Origin of the sequence: Gordonia sp. IEGM753 (assembly GCF_050321825.1) — a bacterium.
Taxonomy (GTDB): domain Bacteria; phylum Pseudomonadota; class Gammaproteobacteria; order Pseudomonadales; family Pseudomonadaceae; genus Aquipseudomonas.
The window spans coordinates 111,956-136,740 of the sequence record NZ_JBNQGB010000009.1; the positions used below are offsets into that span (position 1 = coordinate 111,956).

Below are 24,785 nucleotides of genomic sequence, written 5' to 3' on the forward strand. Positions count from 1 at the left end.
GATGCCAACCGCCAGTCAATGGCGGCAGATTGCTCGACCCCATAACCTCTACACCTATGCGGGCGTGCCCATGATTACCCTGAAACTCAACGGCCAAGATCACTCACTCGACGTCACCGAAGACATGCCACTGCTGTGGGCCATCCGCGATGTTGCGGGGTACAACGGCACCAAATTCGGTTGCGGCATGGGCCTTTGCGGTGCTTGTACCATTCATATCGACGGTTCCCCTGCGCGCAGTTGCATCACGCCCATCGGTTCGGTGATCGGCCAGAACGTCAGCACCATCGACAACCTGCACGCCGACCCGGTGGGGCAAGTCGTCCAGCAAGCCTGGCTCGACACAGCCGTTGCACAATGCGGCTTCTGTCAGGGCGGGCAGATCATGTCGGCAACGGCGCTGCTCAAGATCAATCCAGACCCCAGCGATGAGCAGATCGAAGAAGCCATGATCGGTAATATTTGCCGTTGCGGCACTTACAACCGCATCAAGACCGCCATCCGCCAAGCCTCAACTCACCTGAAGGAGGCCAAGGCATGAACCACTTGCCCAATGATTTTGCGCTCAGCAACCTGACTAACCTCAGCCGTCGCGGCTTTCTTAAAGGCGTCGGCGCGACCAGTGCTTTGGTGCTTGCCGCCAGTTGGGGCTGGCAGGATGCATTTGCTGGCGAGAAAGACAAAAAGTTTGGCGCAGACGGCATGCCGAATGGTTGGGTAGACGATCCGAAGGTGTACGTCAGCATTGCCGCTGACGGCACGGTGACGGTGATTTGCAACCGTTCCGAAATGGGCCAGGGCATACGCACCAGCCTGAGCATGGTGGTAGCTGATGAACTGGACGCCGATTGGGCCAGGGTGAAAGTGCAGCAGGCGCCAGGCGACGAGGTTCGCTTCGGCAACCAGGACACCGATGGATCACGCAGCATGCGTCACTGGTACGAGCCAATGCGTCGCTGCGGTGCTGCTGCGCGAACCATGCTCGAACAAGCGGCGGCTAATCAGTGGCAAGTGCCCGTTGGCGAGTGCCACGCGCAGTTGCATAAAGTGGTTCACCAGCCGACCGGTCGTGAGCTGGGTTACGGCGCATTGGCCGTGGCTGCTGGCGCACTGCCGGTGCCACCGCGTGACAGCCTGTTGCTCAAGCAGCCGTCGCAGTTTCGCTACATCGGCAAGGAAGGCATCAAAGCCATCGACGGTGACGACATCGTCAATGGCCGCGCTGTTTACGGTGCCGACGTGCATTTCGACGGCATGCTCTACGCCACTATTGCGCGCCCTGCGGTCTACGGCGGCAAGGTTAAATCCGTCGACTCCAGTGCTGCGCTGAAAGTCCCGGGTGTGATCAAGGTTATTCAGATTGAAGGTCATGCGCTGCCATCGGAATTTCAACCCTTGGGCGGCGTGGCCGTTGTTGCCAGCAATACCTGGGCCGCGATCAAGGGCCGCGAAGCACTAAAGATTGAGTGGGATGATGGCCCTAACGCCAGTTATGACTCGATTGCCTATCGCAAGGAGCTCGAAGCCGCTTCGCTCAAGCCTGGCAAGGTGGTGCGTAACACCGGCAATATCGATCAGGCGATGAGCAGTGCCAACAGCACCCTTGAAGCCTCCTATTATTTGCCGCACCTGGCGCAGTCACCCATGGAACCGATGGTTGCCATTGCACGATTCAAGGATGGCGTGTGCGAAGCCTGGGCACCAAGCCAGGCACCACAAGTCACCCGCGAACGAATCAGTGAACGCCTCGGCTTGCCGTTCGATAACGTCACTGTCAACGTAACGTTGCTGGGCGGTGGATTCGGTCGTAAATCCAAACCCGATTTCGTCATCGAGGCGGCCATCCTGGCCAAGGAGTTTGCGGGTAAGGCGGTGCGTGTGCAGTGGACCCGTGAAGACGATATTCACTGTTCCTACTTTCACACCGTGTCGGCGGAATACCTCAAGGCCAGCCTGAATCAGGACGGCCTGCCTTCCGGCTGGCTGCACCGTACAGTCGCGCCGAGTATTACCGCGTTGTTTGCGCCGGGCATGAACCACGAAGCCGCATTCGAGTTGGGCATGGGGTTTACCAACATGGCGTATGCGATTCCCAATGTACGACTGGAGAACCCGCAGGCGACGGTTCACGCGCGTGTTGGCTGGTATCGATCGGTGTCGAACATCCCTCACGGCTTTGCGATTCAAAGCTTTGTCGATGAATTGGCGCACAAGGCTGGTCAAGATCCCCTGAAATACCAGATCAAGTTGCTGGGCCCGGACCGTCAGATCGATCCGCGCACCCTCAGTGAAGAGTGGAACTACGGCGAGTCTCCCGAGCGTTACCCGATCGACACTGCGCGTATGCGCACGGTGCTGGAAACCGCTGCCAAAGCTGCCGGTTGGGGCCGTGAAATGCCGAAGGGCCGGGGCTTGGGTCTGGCCGTTCACTACAGCTTCGTCACGTATGTGGCGGCGGTGATTGAAGTCGAAGTCAAAGATGACGGCACGCTGATTGTGCACAAGGCAGACATTGCCGTGGATTGCGGTCCGCAGATTAATCCGGAACGAATTCGCTCGCAGTTTGAAGGCGCCTGCGTCATGGGCCTGGGTAACGCGATGCTGGGCGAAATCAGCTTCAAGGACGGCAAGGTCCAGCAAGATAACTTCCATATGTACGAGGTGGCGCGGATGTCGCTGGCCCCGAAGGAGGTGGCGGTGCATTTGGTGACACCGCCGGGCGAAGTGCCATTGGGTGGAGTCGGTGAACCAGGCGTTCCGCCGATTGCACCCGCGTTGTGTAACGCGATTTTCGCGGCGACCGGTAAGCGTATTCGTAATCTGCCGGTTCGCTATCAATTGCAGGGTTGGCAGAAGGCTGACGCCTGATGGACAGCGTCGATCTGAATGTTCTGCGCAGCGTGCTGGAGTGGCGCCGTGCTGGACAACGGGTGATGTTGTACAGCGTCGTCCAGACGTGGGGCACAGCGCCCCGAGCGCCTGGCGCGATGCTGGCATTGCGCGAGGACGGCGTGGTAATCGGCTCGGTGTCCGGGGGCTGCGTCGAGGACGATCTGATCGCGCGGCTGCACGATGGGCGTATCCCGGCCGATGGGCCGCCCGTGCAGTTGATCACCTATGGTGTAACCCGCGAGGAGGCTGCCCGTTTTGGTCTGCCTTGCGGCGGCACGCTGCGTTTGACCGAAGAGCGGGTGGGCGACCCGGCCTGGGTCGCCCAATTGCTGGCGCGATGCGAGGCCCATGAACTGGTGTCGCGCACTCTGGATCTTGCAACCGGTGAGGTGGTTCTGCAGCCGGCAGACAAGGCGGACGTGCTGACCTTTGATGGCCAGACGCTACGGGCCATTTACGGCCCGCGCTGGCGATTGCTGCTGATCGGTGCGGGGCAACTGTCGCGTTACGTTGCAGAAATGGCGCGTCTGCTGGATTTCGAAGTATTGATCTGTGATCCGCGCAGCGAATTTGTCTATGGCTGGGAGGACCAGCACGCGCGCTTTATCTCCGGCATGCCGGATGAAGCCGTGTTGACTATCCAGACTGACGAACGCACCGCCATCGTCGCCCTGACTCACGACCCTCGGCTGGACGATATGGCCCTGCTGACGGCGCTGGACTCCAAGGCGTTTTATGTCGGTGCGCTGGGCTCTCGGGTCAACAGCGTGAAACGCCGTGAAAACCTGGCTCAATTAGGCCTGTCGCAGCAGGCTATCGAACGTCTGCACGGCCCGATCGGCCTGCACATCGGTAGCCACACTCCGGCAGAGATCGCCTTGTCACTGTTGGCTGAAATCGTTGCGATCAAAAACGGTATCGAGAGCACGACCAAGCCGTTGCTGCAGGATAGCGTATGAGTGAAACCATTGGCGTTATCGTGCTCGCGGCGGGGCAGGGCAGTCGCTTTCGGCAGATCGCGGGTGTAGAAAAAGATAAGCTGCTGGCGGATTGCGCCGGTCGTGATGGCGCCGTGCGCTCGGTCATCGAGCACGTTTTGTTGAGCTTGCCGACCTCACTGAGCAGGCGCGTTTTGGTAACGACCGACGACCGCCCGCAGGTTATTCGGATGGCGCAGGCTTATGATTTTGAAGTGGTACTGATCGCGTCCACCGGCATGGGTGACAGCATTGCAGCAGGCGTGGCGGCGTGTTCGCACCTCGATGGCTGGTTGATTGTGCTGGGCGATATGCCGTTTGTCTTGCCGTCGACCATAGAGCGGGTGCTCGCAGGCGTTGCTGTTGATGTGATCAGCGTGCCGGTGCATGAACAAGAACTCGGCCATCCGGTGGGTTTTGGCCGCAGCTTTGGGCCAGGATTAACGGCATTGTCGGGTGACCGTGGGGCCAGGCCGTTGTTTGCGCAGGCGAGAGTGTTGGAGGTCGCGGTGGATGACCCCGGGGTTTTGTGGGACGTGGATGTGCCTGAAAGGCTGGTCTTCAAGTAATCATAGAAGGGACATCCTTCTGGCATAAAAAAGCCCCGCCTGGATCACCAGGCGGGGCTTTTTATTGGACGATGGAGTTAGACGAGAGGTTTAGGCTCGTGCTCTTTTTCCACCGCGTGCTCGTGTTGCTCTACTGCGGCTTGAACTGAACGCGGTGCTTCGTCGATGACCGACGCAGCAGGTTCGGCAGCAGGTGCGCTTTCGACCACTTCAGCAACAACCGGTGCAGGCTCGGCGGCAACAGCCACTTCAACCGGAGCAGCAGCGGCAGCCAATTCGGCTTCCTTCTGCAGACGCTCGGCTTCGCGCTTGCGACGACGCACTTCACGTGGGTCGTTCGGTGCGCGGCCATTTTCGGTCAGTGCACTCACTGGCGCCGCTTCGACAACCGGAGCCGCCACTTCAGCAACAACCGGTGCTTCAACTACCGGAGTCGGCTCTACCGCAGCAACCACTGGCTCAGGGGCCACGGTTGGTTGCACGGCAGCGGCAGGTTCAACCGCTGCTACTTCAGCAACCGGAGCTGGCGCTTCAGTAACCACCGGCTCAGCCACCCAGTTGAATGCCGTCTGCTCTTCGCGAACTTCACGAACAGTTTCGGTCACTGTTTCAGCGACTGTGTCGACAGTCGATTCAGCAACCACAGCAGGCTTTTCGGTGACGACAGCTGGTTCGGCTGCAGCTTGAACTTCTGGCTGGGCTTCAGGAGCTGGCGCTACTTCGATTTCCGGCGCGGTGGTCGTTTCGACCGGCGTAGTTGCTTCAACAACCGGCGCTTCAACTGGAGCAGTTTCCAGGGTGGCGGCAGTGGCGCGTTCAGCTTGCGTGTTGGCTTGTGCTTCAGCAGGTGCGCTGATCACGGTGCTGGCAACGGCTGCGGTGACAGCCAGGCCGGCGGCCAGATCGGCAGTGCTTGGCGCTTCGCTGGCTTCGCCTTCGGCGGACTCGGATTCTTCCGAACCTTCGATCACGTTGCCGTTAGCATCGCGTTGACGCTCGCGACGGTTGCTGCGACGACGCTGACCACGGGAGCGGCGGCGTGGACGATCGCCTTCGGCGCCTTCCTGACCGTCTTCCGGCAATTGCTCTTCGTTGGTCGGCAACTCTTCTTCAGCTACAGCGGCAGCAGCCTGCTCGGCACGTGGTTGACGTTCTTCACGCGGTGGGCGTGGAGCGCGTTCTTCACGTGGCTGGCGAGCCGGACGCTCTTCAGCATTGGCAACAGCGACCGGTGCGGCATCCAGAGGTTCGCGCAGTTCACGAACCGGGCGTTCTTCGCGATCGCCACGTGGCTTGCGGTCTTCGCGGGGAGCGCGCGGTGCACGTTCTTCACGGGGGGCGCGTGGAGCGCGTTCCTCGCGGGCTACGGCTGGTGTTTCTTCGCGAGCTTCGCGTGGTGCACGCTCTTCGCGTGGCTCACGTGGAGCGCGTTCTTCACGCGGTGCACGTTCTTCGCGAGGCTTGCGTTCTTCATCGCGGCGACCATTACGGTTGCGGCTCTGCTGACGACCGTTGCGACGTTCTTCGTTACGAGCCGGGCGTTCGGTAGCCGGTTTTTCAACCACAACCGGTGTTGCTGGCTCTTCCTTGGTCGCGAACAGGCTGACCAGCGATTTCACCAGGCCTTTGAACAGGCTCGGTTCTGGCGCTGAGGCCGGTGCAGCCACCGGCGCGGCGACGACTTCAGCCGGAACCGGAGCGTTGGCGCGAGCGGGTGCCGTCTTGACCGCGGCTTCCTGGCGAACCAGGGTGCGGGTCGCAGCGGCTGGCTGGACTTCTTCCACTTCGGCAGCGGCAGCAGCAATTTCGTAGCTGGACTGATTAACGTGTGCTTCCGGGCTGTCATCACGCAGACGCTGAACTTCGAAGTGCGGCGTTTCGAGATGATCGTTCGGCAGAATGACGATGCGGGCACGGGTGCGCAGTTCGATCTTGGTGATCGAGTTGCGTTTTTCGTTAAGCAGGAAGGCAGCAACCGGAATCGGCACTTGTGCGCGAACTTCGGCGGTGCGGTCTTTCAGGGCTTCTTCTTCAATCAGGCGCAGGATCGCCAGCGACAGCGATTCAACATCACGGATGATGCCGGTGCCGTTGCAGCGCGGGCAAACGATGCCGCTGCTTTCGCCCAGCGAAGGACGCAGGCGTTGACGGGACATTTCCAGCAGGCCGAAGCGCGAAATGCGACCGACTTGCACGCGAGCGCGGTCGGCTTCAAGGCATTCGCGGACTTTCTCTTCCACGGCGCGCTGGTTCTTGGCAGGTGTCATGTCGATGAAGTCGATGACGATCAAGCCGCCGATGTCGCGTAAGCGCAACTGACGGGCGATTTCTTCGGCGGCTTCAAGGTTGGTCTGCAGTGCGGTTTCTTCGATGTCGCTGCCTTTGGTGGCACGCGCCGAGTTGATGTCGATGGACACCAGGGCTTCGGTCGGGTCGATAACGATGGAACCACCGGAAGGCAATTCAACGACGCGCTGGAACGCGGTCTCGATCTGGCTTTCGATCTGGAAACGGTTAAACAGCGGCACGCTGTCTTCGTACAGCTTGATCTTGCTGGCGTACTGCGGCATCACCTGGCGGATGAACGTCAGGGCTTCGTCCTGGGCTTCCACGCTGTCGATCAGCACTTCGCCGATGTCTTGGCGCAGGTAGTCGCGGATAGCGCGGATGATCACGTTGCTTTCCTGATAGATCAGGAACGGCGCGGAGCGATCCAGCGAGGCTTCTTTGATGGCGGTCCAGAGTTGCAGCAGGTAATCGAGGTCCCACTGCATTTCTTCGCTGCTGCGGCCGAGGCCTGCAGTACGAACGATCAGACCCATGTCGGCTGGGGCTACCAGGCCATTCAGGGCTTCACGCAGTTCGTTGCGCTCTTCACCTTCGATGCGACGGGAAATACCGCCGGCACGCGGGTTGTTCGGCATCAGCACCAGGTAACGACCGGCCAGGCTGATGAAGGTGGTCAGGGCTGCGCCCTTGTTGCCACGTTCTTCTTTTTCGACCTGAACAATGACTTCCTGGCCTTCGCTCAGGACGTCCTTGATGTTGACGCGGCCTTCGGGGGCTTTCTTGAAGTATTCGCGGGAGATTTCTTTGAGGGGCAGGAAGCCATGGCGCTCAGAGCCAAAATCGACAAAGGCAGCCTCAAGGCTTGGTTCGATGCGAGTAATCCGGCCTTTATAGATGTTGGCCTTTTTTTGCTCGCGTGCACCGGATTCGATGTCCAGGTCATAGAGGCGTTGGCCATCTACCAGTGCAACACGCAACTCTTCGGGTTGAGTTGCGTTAATCAGCATTCTTTTCATGTAGTACCGTCGGTTTCCGGGCTGCCGGAAACGGCGTTCGGCACACACGACTTCTCACGGTCGGTGTCAGGTGCGTCAGGAGTGGTTGGACACTCCAGTGTCTAGCGAATCCGACCAATTGGGTCGGTATCGCGACGTACGCGTCCTGCTTGCTGTGGCTACTTAAGCACTCAGTCAGGAGGAGGAATCAACCAGCGGCTGTGGACGAGATGAAGCGTCTTGATAAAGCCTATTGCTACACAGTCCAGCGGTTGTGCATCTCCACCCTACACGTATCCCTGATAATTCGGGTGCTGCCGCGCGCAGAATCCGCAGCGGGTTGGCATTTACCGTGAGCTCCGAAAGGGGAGGTCACGCATCATGGCTAAATTTAGGCGTTGTTTCCGAAACGTTCGCTCGGGGTTGTTCGCAGCTGACTGCACTTTGTGAACTGGCCTTGAATATTTGCTCGCAAAGCGAGTGAAAACTCTGCTGTGCGGCATGCTTCAGGCCTCATGTCACCTGCGCTTGTTACAACTGTAAAACTCTACCGTTATTTAGCAAAAGCCCCGTAGGACGGCCTCGCGTCCTGGTGAATTGCGTTGGTCAGGGCCGGTTTTTGACCGTTAGTCCGCTGTCCAGGCCGCTTTTGGCGGCGTTCGCGACTATAGCAGCAATGATTAAGTGCTTCAATTCCATAAAAAATTGTTATCATCCGCGCCATGACGACTACTGCCCCTTCGACCCCAAGCGTACAACTGCTCGAGGTCTCGCCGGAATATGCCGGCCAACGTATTGACAACTTCCTCCTCGCTCGGCTCAAAGGCGTGCCCAAGACCTTGATTTACCGCATTTTGCGTAAGGGCGAAGTGCGAGTGAACAAAGGCCGGATCAAGCCCGAATATAAGCTGCAGGCGGGCGATATCGTGCGCGTGCCACCGGTTCGCGTGCCTGAGCGCGACGAGCCGGTTCCGCTGGCACAAGGCCTGCTGCAGCGGCTGGAAGCTTCGATTGTCTTCGAAGACAAGGCGCTGATCGTGATCAACAAGCCTTGTGGTATCGCTGTTCACGGCGGTAGCGGCCTGACTTACGGCGTAATCGAAGCCTTTCGTCAGTTGCGTCCGGATTGCAAGGAGCTGGAACTGGTTCACCGTCTCGACCGTGATACCTCCGGCCTGTTGATGATCGCCAAAAAGCGCAGCATGTTGCGTCATCTGCACACCGCGCTGCGCGGTGATGGTGTCGACAAGCGCTACATGGCGCTGGTCCGCGGTAATTGGGCGGCCTCTATCAAGCAGGTTCGTGCATCGCTGGGCAAGAGCAATCTGCGCTCCGGCGAGCGCATGGTCGAAGTCGACGAGGAGGAGGGCAAAGAGTCTGTGACCGTGTTCAAGGTCCTGCGCCGTTTCGGCGACTTTGCCACCCTGATCGAAGCCAAACCAATCACTGGCCGTACGCACCAGATCCGTGTCCATACGCTGCACGCGGGGCACTGCATCGCTGGCGACACCAAATATGGTGATGACGCCTTCAGCAAAGAAATTCGTGACTTGGGCGGCAAACGCCTGTTTCTGCACGCCTATATGCTGACCGTACCGTTGCCGGATGGTGGCGAGTTGAAATTGCAGGCACCTGTCGACGAGATGTGGGCCAAAACCGTGGAGCGCCTGAGTGCACCCCTCTGATTACAAGCTGCTGATTTTTGATTGGGACGGCACTCTGGCCGACTCCATTGGTCGGATTGTCGAGGCGATGCATGTCGCGTCCGAAAGGTCCGGTTTTCAACTGCGTGATGACTTTTCCGTCAAGGGCATCATCGGCCTTGGATTGCCGGAAGCGATTCGCACGTTGTATCCCGAGATCAGCGACGCTCAACTCACGGCTTTTCGCGAGTATTACGCGGATCACTACATTGCGTCGGAAGCGGTGCCTTCGCCGCTGTTCGAGGGTGTGATCGAGTCAATGGACGCGTTTCGTGCTGCGGGTTATCACTTGGCAGTTGCGACGGGTAAGGCACGACGTGGGCTGGATCGGGTGCTGAAGTCGCATGGCTGGGAAGATTATTTTGATATCACCCGTGCCGCCGATGAATCCGCCAGCAAACCTCATCCGTTGATGCTTGAGCAGATTCTGGCGCATTGCGCTGTTGCTCCCGAGCAGGCGCTGATGGTTGGCGATTCGTCCTTTGATTTGCAGATGGCGCGCAACGCGGGCATGGATTCGGTGGCCGTCAGCTATGGCGCTCAATCCATTGAGGCGCTGAAGCTGTTCGAACCGCGACTGGCCATTGATCGATTTTCAGAATTGCATGCCTGGCTGAGCCAGGCTCATTAAGTTTTTGCTGGGGCAGATGGAATGACCGACGAATGGAAAGCGCCCGCCAAGGCGAGCGCAGAGAGCGGTGATGAGAAGAGCTGGAAGTTGTTGGAAAAGACTTTGCTGGCCAGCGTGCAGGAACAGCGTCGCTCGCGCCGCTGGGGGATTTTTTTCAAGTTGCTGACGTTTGTGTACCTGTTTGGCGCGCTGTTGTTGTTTACGCCGTTGATGGACATGGAAAAAAGCGCAACGCGCGGCGCCCACTACACCGCTGTCATCGACGTGACCGGCGTGATTGCCGATAAAGAGTCGGCCAGTGCCGACAATATCGTCGGTGCGCTGCGTGCTGCGTTCGAGGATTCGAAGGTCAAGGGTGTCATCCTGCGCATCAACAGTCCTGGCGGCAGTCCGGTGCAGTCGGGTTACGTGTATGACGAAATCGGCCGTTTGCGTGCCCTGCATCCTGATATCAAGGTTTACGCGGTAATTTCTGATCTCGGTGCTTCCGGTGCCTATTACATCGCCAGTGCGGCCGACCAGATTTACGCCGACAAGGCGAGTCTGGTGGGTTCCATCGGTGTAACGGCGGCGGGCTACGGCTTTGTCGGCACCATGGAGAAACTGGGCGTCGAGCGTCGGACTTACACGTCGGGTGAGCACAAGGCTTTCCTGGATCCGTTCCAGCCGCAAAAGGCCGACGAGACCCAGTTCTGGCAGGGCGTACTGGATACGACGCACCAGCAGTTCATCAACAGCGTCAAGAAGGGGCGTGGTGATCGCCTCAAGGACAAGGAGCATCCGGAGCTGTTTTCCGGTTTGGTCTGGTCGGGCGAGCAGGCGTTACCCCTCGGTTTGATTGATGGGCTTGGAAATACCAGCTCGGTGGCGCGGGACGTGATTGGCGAAAAGGAATTGGTCGATTTCACGGTCCAGGAATCGCCGTTCGATCGCTTCTCGAAAAAGCTCGGTGCCAGCGTGGCCGAGCAACTGGCGATGTGGATGGGTTTCAACGGTCCATCGTTGCGTTGATTGCCCGGGTAACAAAAAACCGGCCGTCGTGGCCGGTTTTTTTTGGTCAGGGAATTTGCACACCTTCGGCCAGCAGCATGTCGATCAGGCGAATCAGCGGTAGACCGATCAGGCTCGTGGCGTCAGGCCCTTCGGTGCTTTGAAACAGGCTCACCCCCAAACCTTCGGCCTTGAAGCTGCCAGCGCAATCATAGGGCTGTTCGGCGCGCAGGTAGCGTTCGATGCGGGCGGTGTCGAGGGTGCGCATGTGTACTGTGAACGGCACGCAGTCGACCTGACAGCGTCCAGACTGGCTGTTGAGCAGTGCCACGCCGGTGAGAAAGGTGACCCTGGCGCCGCTGGATGCCAACAATTGCTCGCGGGCTTTTTCGAAGGTGTGTGGTTTGCCGATGATCGTGTCGCCGAGTACCGCGACCTGATCAGAGCCGATAATCAAATGCTTCGGGTGTGTATCGGCCAGGGCGCGTGCTTTTTCTTCAGCGAGGCGTTTCACCAGGTCGGTGGCAGATTCATTCGGGCGATGGCTTTCGTCGATATCGGGCGAGCTGCAGATGAACGGCAACTGCAGGCGGGCCAGTAATTCCCGGCGATATACCGAGCTTGAAGCGAGTAATAAAGGCAGCATGCGCATCTCCAGAATACAGGCGCGAATTCTATCGGGGCTTCCAAGTGACGGACAGGGCTGAATTTCCTTTGACATGGCTGGGTGCATCCCTATAATGCTGCGCCTATGTTGAATGACCCGATTCCACCTCACGTTGACCCGCGCAAATTGGCTGATCGTGGCACCACCCTTCAAGGTGAAGTGCTCCTGGCCGATTTGGAGAGACTCTGCGACCCGCTTTCCGACACTGTCGGTACGGTGCAGGCTAAATTCGTTTTTGAACGAGATGAACGTAAATCTGTGGTAATCCACAGCTTTATCGACACCGAAGTCAAAATGGTTTGCCAGCGTTGTCTTGAGCTGGTCACCCTGCCGATCCATAGCGAATGCAGTTATGCTGTGGTGAAGGAGGGTGCGAATACCCAGTCGTTACCGAAAGGTTATGACGTGCTGGAACTGGGCGAAGATCCATTGGATCTGCAGTCACTGATCGAGGAGGAGCTTCTGCTCGCCTTGCCCATTGTGCCTGCTCATCATCCGGAAGAATGCCAGCAGCCGGGGGGTCTCGATGAGGCCGAACCGAGCGAGGACGAGGTAACGCGGTCCAACCCGTTCAGTGTATTGGCGCAGTTAAAGCGTGACCCAAACGTTTAGGAGTTAATCAATTATGGCTGTTCAGCAGAACAAAAAATCCCGCTCTGCCCGTGACATGCGTCGTTCGCACGACGCCCTGACGGCGAGCACTCTGTCTGTAGAAAAAACCACCGGTGAAATTCACCTGCGTCACCACGTATCGCCAGAAGGCGTATACCGTGGCCGTAAAGTGATCGACAAGGGCGCTGACGAGTAATCACTTGTCTGCTCAAGTCATCGCGATTGACGCAATGGGCGGGGACTTCGGTCCCCGCAGCATTGTTCAAGCCAGCATTGCTTGCCTGGCTGCAACACCCTCGCTGCACCTGACCCTCGTCGGTCAACCCTCTCTCCTTGAAGAATTGCTCTCTGGCCAATCGGCTGCGGATCGCTCGCGCCTGTCGATAACTCCGGCATCCGAATTCATCACCATGGACGAAAAGCCTGCTCAAGCCCTGCGTGGCAAGCCAGATTCGTCAATGCGTGTGGCGCTGGAGTTGTTAAGGGACGGCAAGGTTCAGGCGTGTGTCAGTGCCGGCAATACCGGCGCGCTAATGGCGTTGTCGCGTTTTGTGCTCAAGACCTTGCCGGGTATCGACAGGCCCGCGATGGTGGCGGCGATTCCGACGCAGAAAGGTTATTGCCAGTTGCTCGATCTGGGCGCGAATGTCGATTGCAGTGCTGAGCACTTGCTGCAGTTTGCAGTGATGGGCTCGGTCGCGGCAGAAACACTCGGTATTGTTCGCCCGCGCGTCGCACTGCTAAACATTGGCACTGAAGACATCAAGGGCAATCAGCAGGTCAAGCTGGCGGCCACGTTGTTGCAGGCCGCTCGTGGCATCAACTACATCGGTTTTATCGAAGGTGACGGTGTTTACCGGGGCGACGCGGACGTGGTGGTGTGTGACGGTTTTGTCGGCAACATCCTGCTCAAATCCAGCGAAGGCCTGGCGACCATGATTGCAGGGCGGATTGAAGCGCTGTTCAAGAAAAATATCGCGTCGCGAATGGTCGGTGCGCTGGCATTGCCACTGATGAAACGACTGCAAGCCGATCTGGCACCGGCGCGACACAACGGTGCGAGCTTTCTGGGATTGCAGGGCATTGTGGTGAAAAGCCATGGTTCGGCTGGGGTACAGGGCTTTCAGAGTGCGATCTCGCGGGCGTTGATCGAGATCCAGGAAAACCTGCCTGAGCGGATTCACGGTCGTCTGGAGGATTTGTTGCTTTAGGCGTTTTCGTCGGACAATGCTTAAATGTGACCGCTCAGTTCAATTGGCCATCCAACTGTCAGTTTATTGCGTCCCCCAAGCGGGACGTCAACTCTTTGACGACAAGATCATTAGGGGCTTGTTACATGTCTGCTTCCCTCGCATTCGTCTTTCCAGGACAGGGTTCGCAGTCCCTCGGCATGCTGGCCGAGTTGGGCGCGCAACATCCAATAGTCCTCGAAACATTTAAAGAAGCTTCCGATGCCTTGGGTTACGACCTGTGGGCGTTGACCCAGCAAGGTCCGGAAGAGCAACTCAATCAAACCGATAAGACCCAACCGGCCATTCTGACTGCCTCTATCGCTTTGTGGCGCTTGTGGCTGGCTGAGGGTGGTGCGCGTCCGGCTTACGTTGCCGGGCACAGCCTGGGCGAATACAGCGCGCTGGTTGCTGCGGGTAGCCTGAGCCTGGGCGCCGCAGTGAAACTGGTTGAGCGTCGTGGTCAGCTGATGCAGGAAGCGGTACCGGCGGGACAGGGCGGCATGGCGGCCATTCTCGGTCTGGACGATGCTGATGTACTGGCGGCCTGCGCTGAAGCAGCGCAAGGCGAAGTGGTCAGTGCGGTCAATTTCAACTCCCCGGGCCAAGTCGTCATCGCCGGCGCCAAGGCCGCCGTTGAGCGCGCCATCGAGGGTTGCAAGGCGCGTGGTGCCAAGCGTGCCATGCCGTTGCCGGTCAGCGTGCCGTCGCACTGTGAGCTGATGCGCCCGGCAGCCGAGCGTTTCGCCGAGTCGATCGCCGCGATCGACTGGCAGGCTCCGCAAATTCCCGTGGTGCAAAACGTCAGCGCCAGCGTTCCGGCTGATCTGGAAACCCTAAAGCGCGATCTGCTTGAGCAGCTTTACAAGCCAGTTCGCTGGGTTGAATCGGTTCAGGCGCTCGCGGCCAAGGGTGCTACTCAATTGGTCGAATGTGGTCCTGGCAAAGTGCTGGCCGGTCTGAACAAACGCTGCGCCGAAGGCGTGTCGACATCCAATCTAAATACCCCAGACGCTTTCGCTGCCGCCCGCGCAGCGTTGGCCTGAATCAGGAGAAGCTTGCATGAGTCTGCAAGGTAAAGTTGCACTGGTCACCGGTGCGAGCCGCGGTATCGGCCAGGCTATCGCGCTGGAGCTGGGTCGTCAGGGTGCCATCGTTATTGGCACGGCGACTTCCGCGTCGGGTGCCGAACGCATCGCTGCTACCCTGAAAGAAAACGGAATCCAAGGCACCGGTCTTGAACTCAACGTCACCAGCGACGAATCCGTTGCTGCTGTGTTGGCGAGCATTCAGGAGCAGTTCGGTGCACCGGCGATCCTGGTCAATAATGCCGGCATCACCCGCGATAACCTGATGATGCGTATGAAAGATGACGAATGGCATGACGTCGTCGATACCAACTTGAACAGTCTGTTCCGCCTGTCCAAGGGTGTTTTGCGGGGTATGACCAAGGCCCGTTGGGGACGAATTATCAGTATTGGCTCGGTAGTGGGTGCCATGGGCAACGCAGGCCAAGTAAACTACGCGGCAGCCAAGGCCGGTCTGGAAGGTTTCAGTCGTGCATTGGCGCGTGAAGTCGGTTCTCGTTCGATTACGGTAAACTCGGTGGCCCCAGGGTTCATCGATACCGATATGACTCGCGAACTGCCTGAAGCTCAACGTGAAGCCTTGCAAACGCAGATTCCGCTGGGCCGTTTGGGGCAAGCACAAGAGATCGCGTCTGTGGTCGCTTTTCTTGCATCCGACGGTGCGGCTTACGTTACTGGGGCTACAATCCCGGTGAACGGCGGGATGTACATGAGTTAAATGTGACGGATTGCTTCAAAAAATGTCATACGAGCTGTCTAAAATCCGTTATAAAGCTGCAATCTATTTATAGGCAGAGGGCCACAGGGTTTGAGGAGTGAAGCTTTCAGTTGAAAAACTGAAAAGGCTTTCTATACACTTACCCACTGGCCAGCTGCCTGAATTTGTCCATTAGGAGTGAAAACAAGGTATGAGCACCATCGAAGAGCGCGTCAAGAAAATCGTTGCTGAGCAACTGGGCGTTAAAGAAGAAGAAGTGACCAACACTGCTTCCTTCGTTGAAGACCTGGGTGCCGACTCCCTTGACACCGTTGAGCTGGTGATGGCTCTGGAAGAGGAATTCGAGACCGAAATCCCTGACGAAGAAGCTGAGAAGATCACTACTGTACAAGCCGCAATCGATTACGTTACTAACCACCAGGCTTAATAGCTTGTAATCGTTGCTTGCTGTCATGGAAAAACCGCACTGCCATCTTGGCGTGCGGTTTTTTCTTTAGGCCTGATGCAAAGTCGTCATTTGAAAAAAAGGAGAGTGCTGTGTCGCGTAGACGCGTCGTAGTCACCGGTATGGGTATGTTGTCGCCACTGGGCACGGATGTGCCGAGCAGTTGGCAGGGCATTCTGGCTGGCCGCAGTGGCATTGGTCTGATCGAACACACCGACCTTTCTGCTTATTCCACCCGTTTTGGCGGCTCGGTAAAAGGCTTCAATGTCGAGGAATACCTGTCGGTCAAGGAAGCACGCAAACTCGACCTGTTTATTCAGTACGGTCTGGCGGCGGGTTTTCAGGCTGTGCGCAACGCAGGTCTTGAAGTGACCGATGCCAACCGAGAGCGTATCGGCGTGGCCATGGGCTCGGGTATTGGCGGTTTGACCAATATCGAAGACACCAGCCGTACACTGCATGATTCTGGCCCACGACGGATCTCTCCGTTTTTCGTGCCTGGCTCGATCATCAACATGATTTCCGGTTTCCTGTCGATCCACTTGGGTGCACAGGGACCTAATTACGCCATCGCCACCGCTTGCACCACCGGCACACACTGCATCGGCATGGCTGCCCGCAACATCATGTACGACGAAGCCGACGTGATGATTGCCGGCGGCGCCGAAATGGCAGCGTGCGGTTTGGGTATGGGTGGCTTTGGTGCGTCCCGCGCCTTATCGACTCGCAACGACGAACCTACTCGCGCCAGTCGCCCGTGGGACAAGGGCCGTGACGGTTTTGTCTTGTCTGATGGTGCGGGCGCGCTGGTACTTGAAGAGCTGGAGCACGCCAAGGCACGCGGCGCGACCATTTACGCCGAGCTGATCGGTTTTGGCACCAGTGGCGATGCGTATCACATGACGTCGCCACCGGCTGACGGTGCAGGCGCCGCGCGTTGCATCACCAATGCCTTGCGTGACGCCAAAATCAATGGCGACCAGGTTCAGTACGTCAATGCCCACGGCACGTCCACTTCGGCCGGCGACCTTGCTGAAGCCTGCGCGATCAAATCGGTATTTGGTGACCACGCCTACAAACTGGCGGTCAGTTCGACCAAGTCCATGACCGGTCACTTGCTGGGTGCGGCGGGCGCCGTCGAGGCGATCTTCAGCGTGCTGGCAATCAACAGCCAGGTTGCGCCGCCTACCATCAACCTCGACGAGCCGGACGAAGGCTGCGACCTGGATTTCGTACCGCACACTGCGCGCAACATGGACATCGATGTAGTGCTGTCCAACTCGTTCGGTTTTGGCGGCACCAACGGCTCGCTGGTGTTCCGCCGGTTTGCTGGCTGATGGACAGCTGGGTCGACGGTCAGCCGGCTGACGCTCTGTCGCTGAAGGATCGCGGCCTGGCTTATGGTGATGGTCTGTTTGAAACCATCGCTGTGCGAAACGGGCGCGCATTGCTGCTGGATCGGCATTTGGCGCGTCTGGCAGAGGGTTGTTTGCGGCTGAAGATTGCCGCGGATCCCGACCTGATTCAGCGCGAAGTATTGGCCTACGCCGCCGCTATGGGGGAGGGCGTACTCAAGCTCATCCTGACACGCGGTGACGGCCTGCGTGGCTATGCACCTGATCTCTCGGCATCGCCCCGGCGTATTCTGCAGGGCAATCCAGCTGCGGCTTATCCTGTTGTAAATGCTGACGAGGGCGTTCGCCTCTTTCCATGCGCCACGCGGCTCTCAAGGCAGCCCTTGCTGGCCGGACTCAAACACCTCAATCGCCTTGAACAGGTGATTGCCCGTTCAGAATGGCAAGACGCCGATCATGCCGAAGGCTTGATGCTGGACCTGGCCGGGCGGGTTATAGAAGGCGTTTTCAGCAATCTTTTCCTGGTGCGCAACGGCGTATTGATCACCGCTGACCTCAAGCGCTGTGGTGTGGCCGGCGTAATGCGTGCTGAATTATTGTTTCAAGCCGAGTCTTCGGGAATCCCCACACAAATCGTCGATATCACCCTGGAACAGCTGCAATGGGCTGATGAAGTCTTTGTTTGTAACAGTGTTTATGGCGTTTGGCCGGTACGCGCCTATGCAGCGCTGAGCTGGCCGGTTGGGCCGCTCACCCGTAAACTCCAAACCATTGCCCGCGCGCTACTGGATGCTTGATACGTGAGACGTAAATTATTGCTGCTGCTGGAAACCGGACTGGTTCTGGCAGGGCTGTTGTTAGGCGCTTCCGCCTGGAAAATCCATTCGGCACTTGTGCAGCCGCTGAACATTGCCCAGGAAGAAATGCTTGAAGTGCCGAAAGGCACCACGCCGACCCGCACTTTCATTCGACTCGAAGCCGATGGCGTCATCAAGGACGCTTTTTGGCTACGTTTGTATTGGCGATTCAACCTCGCCGGCCAGCCGCTGCACAGCGGTGAATACCGCATGCTGCCGGGAATGACCGTCGAAGGGCTGATTGACCTGTGGAAGCGCGGCGAAGTTGTTCAATACAACGTGACATTGGTGGAAGGCTGGAATTTCCGTCAGGTGCGCGCGGCCCTCGCCAAAGACGAAAAACTCAAACAAACCCTCAACGGGTTAAGCGACACCCAGGTGATGGAAAAACTCGGCCACCCCGACGTTTTCCCTGAGGGACGATTCTTCCCGGATACCTACAGTTTCGTGCGTGGCATGACGGACGTCGAGTTACTGCGCAAAGCCTATGATCGACTCGATGAGGTTCTCGCCAAGGAGTGGGAGCAGCGTGCTGCCGATGTGCCGTACACCGATCCCTATCAAGCGTTGATCATGGCCTCGCTGGTTGAAAAGGAAACCGGGGTGCCGCAGGAGCGTGGGCAGATCGCAGGCGTATTTGTTCGGCGGATGGCAATTGGCATGTTGTTGCAGACCGATCCGACGGTGATCTACGGCCTCGGGGAGCGTTACAGCGGCAAGTTGACGCGTGCGCACCTCAAGGAGGCGACGCCCTACAACACTTATGTGATCGCAGGGTTGCCGCCAACGCCTATTGCCATGGTGGGGCGCGAGGCGATCCATGCGGCGCTCAATCCCGTGGCTGGCAGCAGCCTGTATTTTGTCGCGCGGGGCGATGGCAGCCATGTTTTTTCCGATGATCTGGACGCCCATAACACCGCCGTGCGTGAATACCAGATCAAACGGCGTGCCGACTATCGCTCCAGCCCTGCGCCAGTGACTTCACCTGACGCGCCAACTGCACCGGCTGAGCAAGCGCCGATCCCGGCAGCGTCGCCTGATACGGCGCCAGAGGCGCTGCCAGCAGTGCCCCCGCAAGAGCCTGGGCCTGCCCCCGAACCGGACGCAGCGGCGCCACAGAACTCGCAATGATTTTGACTAAGGACTGCCTGTGACTGGCTTGTTTATTACCCTGGAAGGCCCCGAAGGCGCCGGCAAGAGCACCAACCGCGAATACCTGGCGGCATGCCTGCGCGATGCCGGTGTCGAGGTAGTGCTGACCCGCGAGCCGGGTGGCACGCCGCTGGCCGAGCGAATCCGCGAGGTGCTGCTGGCGCCGGTCGATGAAGTCATGAACCCGGACACCGAATTGTTGCTGGTGTTTGCTGCACGAGCGCAACACCTGGCCGAGGTGATTCGTCCGGCACTTGAGCGGGGCGCAGTGGTTCTGTGTGACAGATTCACCGATTCGACCTACGCCTATCAGGGCGGTGGTCGCGGTTTGTCGCTGGCACGAATCGCACAGCTCGAAACCTTCGTTCAGGGCGACTTGCGCCCGGACCTGACCCTGATTTTCGACCTGCCGGTAGAAGTTGGCCTGGCGCGCGCCAGTGCTCGCGGCCGGTTGGACCGCTTCGAACTTGAAGGCCGAACCTTTTTCGATGCGGTGCGCGGTGCATTCCTCAAGCGTGCAGAAGCTGATCCGGCGCGTTATGTGCTGGTGGATGCCGCGCAACCACTGGCGCAGGTTCAGCAGTCCCTGGACCAGTTGTTGCCGCGTTTGCTGGAGCTGACTCGTGGCTGAAGCCTATCCGTGGCAGGACGGTCTCTGGCAGCAATTTGCCGGCCGCAAGCAACACGCGCATGCCTATCTGCTGCACGGTCCGGCCGGAATCGGTAAACGCGCCTTGGCCGAGCGTTTGATGGCCAGCCTGCTGTGCCAGCGCCCAACCGCGCAGGACGCTTGCGGTGAATGCAAATCCTGCCTGTTGCTCAAGGCCGGTAGTCACCCCGACAACTATATTCTTGAACCTGAAGAAGCCGACAAGGCCATCAAGGTTGATCAGGTGCGCGATCTGGTCAGTTTTGTGGTTCAAACCGCGCAGATGGGCGGTCGCAAAGTGGTGTTGATCGAGCCGGTCGAGTCGATGAACGTCAACGCGGCCAACGCCTTGCTCAAAAGTCTTGAAGAACCTTCCGGCGATACCGTTTTACTGTTGGTCAGCCACCAGACCAGTCGTCTGCTACCGACCATCAAGAGCCGTTGTGTGCAGCAAGCCTGCCCATTGCCCAGTGAGGCAATGAGCCTGGCATGGCTGGCGAAGGCGCTGCCCGACTGCAGCGAAGACGAGCGTGTGGAGTTGTTGACCCTGGCCGCGGGCTCACCACTGGCAGCCGTCAACCTGCAAGCGCAGGGTGTACGCGAGCAGCGTGCACTGGTCGTCGACGGTGTGAAGAAGTTGCTCAAGCAGCAGCAATCGCCGACTCAATTGGCTGAAGGCTGGAATGCGATTCCATTGTTGCTGCTGTTTGACTGGTTCTGCGACTGGTCAAGCCTGATCCTGCGTTATCAATTGACCCAGGACGAGGAGGGGCTTGGGCTGGCAGACATGCGCAAAGTGGTGCAGTACCTCGCGCAGAAAACCAGCCAGAACAAAATCCTGAATATTCAGGACTGGATTCTCGCCCAGCGGCAAAAGGTCATGAGCAAAGCCAACCTCAATCGAGTGTTGTTGCTCGAAGCATTGCTCGTTCAATGGGCGTCTTTGCCTACCCAGAAGTGAGCGTCTGTGCCTAGACTCTGAACATCAGCAGTGGAGGTCAGCATGAATGAACCTGTTAATCCGGGACCGCGTAACGGCATCTTGTCCCTGACCATCAAGGACAAGTCCGTGCTCTATGCGGCTTACATGCCGTTTATCAAGAACGGCGGCCTGTTTATCCCGACCAACAAAAGTTACAAGTTGGGCGATGAGGTATTCATGTTGTTGAACTTGATGGATGAAGCCGAGAAAATTCCGGTCGCCGGTAAAGTCACCTGGATAACCCCCAAGGGTGCCCAAGGCAACCGCGCAGCCGGCGTTGGCGTTCAGTTCAACGACGGAGACAACACGGCACGCAGCCGAATCGAAACCCACTTGGCCGGAGCCCTCAAGTCCGACCGTCCCACTCATACGATGTAAGTTGCAGCCCCTTTATGCTCGTAGATTCTCATTGTCACCTTGATCGCCTGGACCTCGCCGCTCACAACGGCTCCCTGGATGCCGCACTGGACGCTGCCCGACAGCGTGGGGTTGGACACTTTCTGTGTATCGGCGTCAGCGTCGAGAATGCCGCCGACGTCAAAGCCCTGGCCGAACGTTACGACGATGTCGACTGTTCGGTGGGCGTGCATCCGCTGGACGTGCAGCCGGGAGCTGCGCCGGCGCTGGATTGGCTGTTGCAGGCGCTGAACCACCCGCGCGTGGTTGCCATCGGCGAAACAGGCCTCGATTACCACTACGAACCAGAAGCCGCGCAGTTGCAGCAAGCATCGTTTCGCCTGCACTTGCAGGCCGCGCAGCAAACCGGCAAACCGGTCATCATTCATACCCGTGGCGCCCGCGCCGACACTTTAAATTTGCTGCGTGAAGCCGCGTTGCCGCAGGCTGGCGTGCTGCACTGCTTCACGGAAGACTGGGACATGGCAAAAGCCGCGCTGGACATGGGCTATTACATCTCCCTGTCCGGGATTGTCACGTTTCGAAATGCCGATGCGTTGCGCGATGTCGCCAGTAAAGTGCCGGCAGACCGATTACTGGTTGAAACCGATTCACCGTATCTGGCGCCGATTCCTTATCGCGGTAAACCGAACCTCCCGCAATATGTGCGAGAAGTGGCAGAGTTCCTGGCGATGCTGCGGGGCGAACCTTATGAGCGATTTGCCGAGCAAACCACCGATAACTTCAAGCGACTTTTCCCGCTGGCACGCGTAAAAGGTTAAATCGCAGGCAAAAAAAACCCGGGTTCTGGGGGGTGAATCCGGGTTAAGACCATTAGGAGTAAAACAAAGGTACGCGGTCCGTTGGTACCTTCATCGGCGCGACACTTGGGGGAGATGTTTCGCCGACAGTTCAAGTATTGATCAGTATTGCGATGAGTCCAGTTTAGCCGGTCCGGTTTTTAAACAATTTTGGAATACGCCCGCTTCAGATGAGTTCTCATCAACGTTCGATGTTGCATGAAATCATCAAGAACCGCAGATATGGTCGGATGATCCGTGCATTTTGGCGCAAGTTAGGCATAATACGCGGCTTCGAATTTTGACCCCTACAGACCTTTTCTTATGCATAAAGAACCTCGTAAGGTCCGTGAGTTTCGTCGCCGCGAGCAAGAAATTCTCGATACCGCGCTCAAGCTGTTCCTCGATCAGGGTGAAGACAGTGTCACCGTCGAGATGATTGCTGATGCCGTCGGTATCGGCAAAGGCACAATCTACAAGCACTTCAAATCCAAGGCAGAGATCTACCTGCGCTTGATGCTCGATTACGAGCGCGATTTGAATGAGCTGTTGCATTCGGCTGACGTTGATAAAGACAAGGAAGCGCTGTCTCGGGCTTACTTTGAGTTCCGCATGCGCGACCCGCAACGCTATCGCTTGTTTGATCGCCTGGAAGAAAAAGTGGTCAAGGGCAATCAGGTACCGGAGATGGTCGAGGAACTGCACAAGATTCGTGCCTCGAACTTCGAACGCCTGACATTGCTGATCAAAGGCCGGATCAGCGAGGGCAAGCTCGAAGACGTGCCGCCTTACTTCCATTACTGCGCGTCCTGGGCGCTGGTGCACGGTGCTGTTGCGCTGTATCACTCGCCGTTCTGGAGCAATGTGTTGGAAGATCAGGAAGGTTTCTTCCAGTTCCTGATGGACATCGGCGTGCGCATGGGCAACAAGCGCAAGCGCGACACCGACACCCCGAGCAGCTGAGACATTCAGCCTCCTGATTGCGCCATTATTTCGCTACATGGCGCAGTACCGCAGGAATATACTCAGGTATGGGACTTGCCAAAACTTGATTTGTGAGTCAAGTTTTGCGCGTGCCAATTTCCTTTCGCCGGAGTAACCATGATCGTTGATCGTCAAGGCAGGCGTTTTCGCAATTTGCGGATCAGCCTGACCTCAGCCTGCAATTACGCTTGTACCTATTGCGTGCCCAACGGCAAGCGGCTGGTCGCTGCGCAGGATGAGTTGTCGGCCGACGCCATGGCACGCGGTGTCGCTTATTTGATCGAAGCGGCGGGTATCGAGCGTTTGCGCATCACCGGCGGCGAACCGTTGGTCAGCCCCAAACTCGAAGCATTCATGACCGCCGTCGGTCAAATGGGGCTGGACGACATCAGCCTCACCACCAATGGCCAATTGTTGGCGAAAAAGCTGCCGTTGCTGGTGGATGCCGGTATCCGGCGGATCAATGTTTCCCTCGACACCCTGGACGCCAGCGCATTCCGCAGTATTGCCCGCGGCGGCGATCTGGCCACTGTGCTCGATGGCATGGACCAGGCCAGTGCGGCCGGCATCAAGATCAAGGTCAACATGGTGCCACTGCGCGGTCAGAACCTTGATCAGGTGATGCCGCTGCTGGATTACTGCCTTGAGCGCGGCTACGAGCTGCGCTTCATCGAACTGATGCGCATGGGCCACCTGGCCAGCGACAATAATGCCTTCCTGCAGCAGTTCGTCAGCCTTCAGCAGCTACTCAGCCTGATTGGCGAACGCTATGAATATCTTCAGGCCAATGCACCCGTGGACGCGACAGCCGTGCGCTATGCGATTCCAGGGCTTGGTCATTTCGGTGTGATTGCCAACGAGAGCGTGCCGTTCTGTCGCACCTGTTCGCGCTTGCGCCTGTCGTCCACCGGTTGGTTGCATGGTTGTCTGTCGTCGAGCAATCGCCACTACGTCGGCGACCTGCTGGACAAGCCGCGCCATGAAGCATTGCCGGCCTTGCAGCGTTTGCTGGTCAAGGCGTTGGGCGACAAGCAGGAAGTGGCCTTCTCCGGCGGCGCTACCATCATGAAGATCATCGGCGGCTAAACCAGACCGGCAACTGCCAGGAGGCGGTGTTTCTACCGAGCTGGCGCGGAAGCTGCATCCACTGGCCATTCGCCGGTTTTCCGTCACCGGCCTCTGGAGGATAGGATGCGTAGCCTGGTTTTGCTGCTGGCCGTTTTGGCGCTTGGTGGCTGCATGAATGTCAGCGATATGGCTGAAGGAACTCGCTACCACATGAGCGACGCTGGCCTGCTCGATCATAGCGACAGCCGCCGCATCAATAACCTGCGCATTCAGCCCGACTCGTTCGTCTACATTGCCCAGGGTGCTTTTGTACCGCCCGGCAGCGCTGTTTATCCCCGACCTAATGTCATCGCCGAAGTGGCCTTCGATGGTTTTATCGAATACTTCCCGATGGTTCGGCGCGCCCGAGCGCCAGAAGGTCTCGACCAGGCCATGGGCGAGGCGCGTGCAGCCGGCGCTCACTACCTTCTTTACACTCGATTCGCCAAATCCGATGACCGCATTGGCAACTCTGACGAATGGCTCGATCAGGAAGCGGTGGATCGGCTCGGCATCGACACTGGCGTGGTTCAGATCATGTTGATCGAGACCAGCACCCAGTATTTGATTGATACTGCGCGTATCAAAAGTCGTGGCGGTTTACTGACGTTCCACGACACCAAGCCCGAAGACCTGATGGGGCCGCCGCTGGCGCAATATGCGCGCAGCCTGCTGGGGCTCAGCGACCAATAACTTAA

25 protein-coding genes are annotated in these 24,785 nt (G+C 58.2%); 23 read left to right on the forward strand and 2 right to left on the reverse strand.

Annotation, left to right across the window (positions count from 1 at the left end; genetic code table 11):
- The first annotated feature begins 1 nt into the window (after position 1).
- Genes ACQR3R_RS28980 through ACQR3R_RS28995 form a run of 4 tightly spaced genes read left to right on the forward strand, consistent with a single transcriptional unit; the run spans position 2 to position 4,438 of the window.
- Positions 2 to 541, forward strand: a complete 540-nt coding sequence (locus ACQR3R_RS28980) for a 2Fe-2S iron-sulfur cluster-binding protein (protein WP_428277883.1) — start codon at positions 2 to 4, stop codon at positions 539 to 541.
- The gene (locus ACQR3R_RS28985; protein WP_428277885.1) at positions 538 to 2,868 is read left to right on the forward strand and encodes a molybdopterin cofactor-binding domain-containing protein; all 2,331 of its coding nucleotides are present in this window, start codon (positions 538 to 540) and stop codon (positions 2,866 to 2,868) included. The genes ACQR3R_RS28980 and ACQR3R_RS28985 overlap by 4 nt, the downstream gene beginning before the upstream one ends.
- The gene (locus tag ACQR3R_RS28990) at positions 2,868 to 3,851 is read left to right on the forward strand and encodes an XdhC family protein (RefSeq protein WP_428277887.1); all 984 of its coding nucleotides are present in this window, start codon (positions 2,868 to 2,870) and stop codon (positions 3,849 to 3,851) included. Before ACQR3R_RS28985 ends, ACQR3R_RS28990 begins: the two co-directional genes overlap by 1 nt.
- Positions 3,848 to 4,438 carry an NTP transferase domain-containing protein gene (locus ACQR3R_RS28995; protein ID WP_428277889.1) on the forward strand — a complete coding sequence of 197 codons (591 nt, stop codon included), beginning with the start codon at positions 3,848 to 3,850 and terminating at the stop codon, positions 4,436 to 4,438. Before ACQR3R_RS28990 ends, ACQR3R_RS28995 begins: the two co-directional genes overlap by 4 nt.
- A 77-nt stretch (positions 4,439 to 4,515) precedes the next feature.
- Here the strand turns inward: ACQR3R_RS28995 and rne are convergent, their stop codons facing one another.
- Positions 4,516 to 7,734 (reverse strand): ribonuclease E, encoded by a 3,219-nt coding sequence (gene rne / locus ACQR3R_RS29000; protein WP_428277891.1) that lies wholly within the window; start codon positions 7,732 to 7,734, stop codon positions 4,516 to 4,518.
- A 710-nt stretch (positions 7,735 to 8,444) separates the two neighbouring features.
- Here rne and rluC point away from each other — a divergent pair.
- Genes rluC through sppA form a run of 3 tightly spaced genes read left to right on the forward strand, consistent with a single transcriptional unit; the run spans position 8,445 to position 11,067 of the window.
- Complete coding sequence (rluC, locus tag ACQR3R_RS29005) at positions 8,445 to 9,407, forward strand: 23S rRNA pseudouridine(955/2504/2580) synthase RluC (protein ID WP_428277893.1); 963 nt, start codon at positions 8,445 to 8,447, stop codon at positions 9,405 to 9,407.
- On the forward strand, positions 9,394 to 10,056 hold the full coding sequence (locus tag ACQR3R_RS29010) for an HAD-IA family hydrolase (RefSeq protein ID WP_428277895.1): 663 nt from the start codon (positions 9,394 to 9,396) through the stop codon (positions 10,054 to 10,056). The genes rluC and ACQR3R_RS29010 overlap by 14 nt, the downstream gene beginning before the upstream one ends.
- A 21-nt stretch (positions 10,057 to 10,077) precedes the next feature.
- Positions 10,078 to 11,067, forward strand: coding sequence for a signal peptide peptidase SppA (gene sppA, locus ACQR3R_RS29015; RefSeq protein ID WP_428277897.1), 990 nt, complete (start codon positions 10,078 to 10,080; stop codon positions 11,065 to 11,067).
- A 46-nt stretch (positions 11,068 to 11,113) separates the two neighbouring features.
- On the opposite strand, the gene ACQR3R_RS29020 is transcribed toward sppA, so the two are convergent.
- A complete protein-coding gene (locus ACQR3R_RS29020) occupies positions 11,114 to 11,692 on the reverse strand; it encodes a Maf family nucleotide pyrophosphatase (protein WP_428277899.1) in 579 nt (192 codons plus the stop codon).
- Between the two features lie 105 nt (positions 11,693 to 11,797).
- On the opposite strand from ACQR3R_RS29020, the gene ACQR3R_RS29025 reads away from it, so the two are divergent.
- From ACQR3R_RS29025 to ACQR3R_RS29100, 16 genes are all read left to right on the forward strand, one after another.
- Entirely contained in the window at positions 11,798 to 12,325 is a 528-nt protein-coding gene (locus ACQR3R_RS29025; protein ID WP_428277901.1) for a YceD family protein, read from the forward strand.
- Between the two features lie 13 nt (positions 12,326 to 12,338).
- On the forward strand, positions 12,339 to 12,521 hold the full coding sequence (gene rpmF, locus ACQR3R_RS29030; RefSeq protein ID WP_008152339.1) for a 50S ribosomal protein L32: 183 nt from the start codon (positions 12,339 to 12,341) through the stop codon (positions 12,519 to 12,521).
- A 4-nt stretch (positions 12,522 to 12,525) separates the two neighbouring features.
- The gene (gene plsX, locus ACQR3R_RS29035; RefSeq protein ID WP_428277904.1) at positions 12,526 to 13,536 is read left to right on the forward strand and encodes a phosphate acyltransferase PlsX; all 1,011 of its coding nucleotides are present in this window, start codon (positions 12,526 to 12,528) and stop codon (positions 13,534 to 13,536) included.
- A 125-nt stretch (positions 13,537 to 13,661) separates the two neighbouring features.
- Positions 13,662 to 14,600, forward strand: coding sequence for an ACP S-malonyltransferase (gene fabD, locus ACQR3R_RS29040; protein ID WP_428277906.1), 939 nt, complete (start codon positions 13,662 to 13,664; stop codon positions 14,598 to 14,600).
- A gap of 16 nt (positions 14,601 to 14,616) precedes the next feature.
- A complete protein-coding gene (gene fabG, locus ACQR3R_RS29045) occupies positions 14,617 to 15,360 on the forward strand; it encodes a 3-oxoacyl-ACP reductase FabG (protein WP_008014356.1) in 744 nt (247 codons plus the stop codon).
- Positions 15,361 to 15,550: 190 nt separating this feature from the next.
- A complete protein-coding gene (gene acpP, locus ACQR3R_RS29050) occupies positions 15,551 to 15,787 on the forward strand; it encodes an acyl carrier protein (protein ID WP_094468504.1) in 237 nt (78 codons plus the stop codon).
- Between the two features lie 110 nt (positions 15,788 to 15,897).
- Positions 15,898 to 17,142, forward strand: a complete 1,245-nt coding sequence (fabF, locus tag ACQR3R_RS29055; RefSeq protein ID WP_428277908.1) for a beta-ketoacyl-ACP synthase II — start codon at positions 15,898 to 15,900, stop codon at positions 17,140 to 17,142.
- The gene (gene pabC / locus ACQR3R_RS29060; RefSeq protein WP_428277910.1) at positions 17,142 to 17,957 is read left to right on the forward strand and encodes an aminodeoxychorismate lyase; all 816 of its coding nucleotides are present in this window, start codon (positions 17,142 to 17,144) and stop codon (positions 17,955 to 17,957) included. Before fabF ends, pabC begins: the two co-directional genes overlap by 1 nt.
- Before the next feature lie 3 nt (positions 17,958 to 17,960).
- A complete protein-coding gene (gene mltG / locus ACQR3R_RS29065; protein WP_428277912.1) occupies positions 17,961 to 19,148 on the forward strand; it encodes an endolytic transglycosylase MltG in 1,188 nt (395 codons plus the stop codon).
- Positions 19,149 to 19,167: 19 nt separating this feature from the next.
- Complete coding sequence (gene tmk, locus ACQR3R_RS29070) at positions 19,168 to 19,800, forward strand: dTMP kinase (protein ID WP_428277914.1); 633 nt, start codon at positions 19,168 to 19,170, stop codon at positions 19,798 to 19,800.
- Positions 19,793 to 20,779: a DNA polymerase III subunit delta' gene (locus ACQR3R_RS29075; protein WP_428277916.1), complete on the forward strand. Its 987-nt coding sequence runs from the start codon at positions 19,793 to 19,795 to the stop codon at positions 20,777 to 20,779. Before tmk ends, ACQR3R_RS29075 begins: the two co-directional genes overlap by 8 nt.
- A gap of 42 nt (positions 20,780 to 20,821) precedes the next feature.
- Positions 20,822 to 21,178 (forward strand): PilZ domain-containing protein, encoded by a 357-nt coding sequence (locus ACQR3R_RS29080; RefSeq protein WP_428277918.1) that lies wholly within the window; start codon positions 20,822 to 20,824, stop codon positions 21,176 to 21,178.
- A gap of 14 nt (positions 21,179 to 21,192) precedes the next feature.
- Entirely contained in the window at positions 21,193 to 21,978 is a 786-nt protein-coding gene (locus ACQR3R_RS29085; protein WP_428277920.1) for a YchF/TatD family DNA exonuclease, read from the forward strand.
- Between the two features lie 342 nt (positions 21,979 to 22,320).
- The gene (locus tag ACQR3R_RS29090; RefSeq protein WP_008152317.1) at positions 22,321 to 22,959 is read left to right on the forward strand and encodes a TetR/AcrR family transcriptional regulator; all 639 of its coding nucleotides are present in this window, start codon (positions 22,321 to 22,323) and stop codon (positions 22,957 to 22,959) included.
- A 138-nt stretch (positions 22,960 to 23,097) separates the two neighbouring features.
- The gene (locus tag ACQR3R_RS29095; protein ID WP_428277922.1) at positions 23,098 to 24,066 is read left to right on the forward strand and encodes a radical SAM protein; all 969 of its coding nucleotides are present in this window, start codon (positions 23,098 to 23,100) and stop codon (positions 24,064 to 24,066) included.
- A gap of 105 nt (positions 24,067 to 24,171) precedes the next feature.
- A complete protein-coding gene (locus ACQR3R_RS29100) occupies positions 24,172 to 24,780 on the forward strand; it encodes a DUF4823 domain-containing protein (RefSeq protein ID WP_428277924.1) in 609 nt (202 codons plus the stop codon).
- Positions 24,781 to 24,785: the final 5 nt, after the last annotated feature.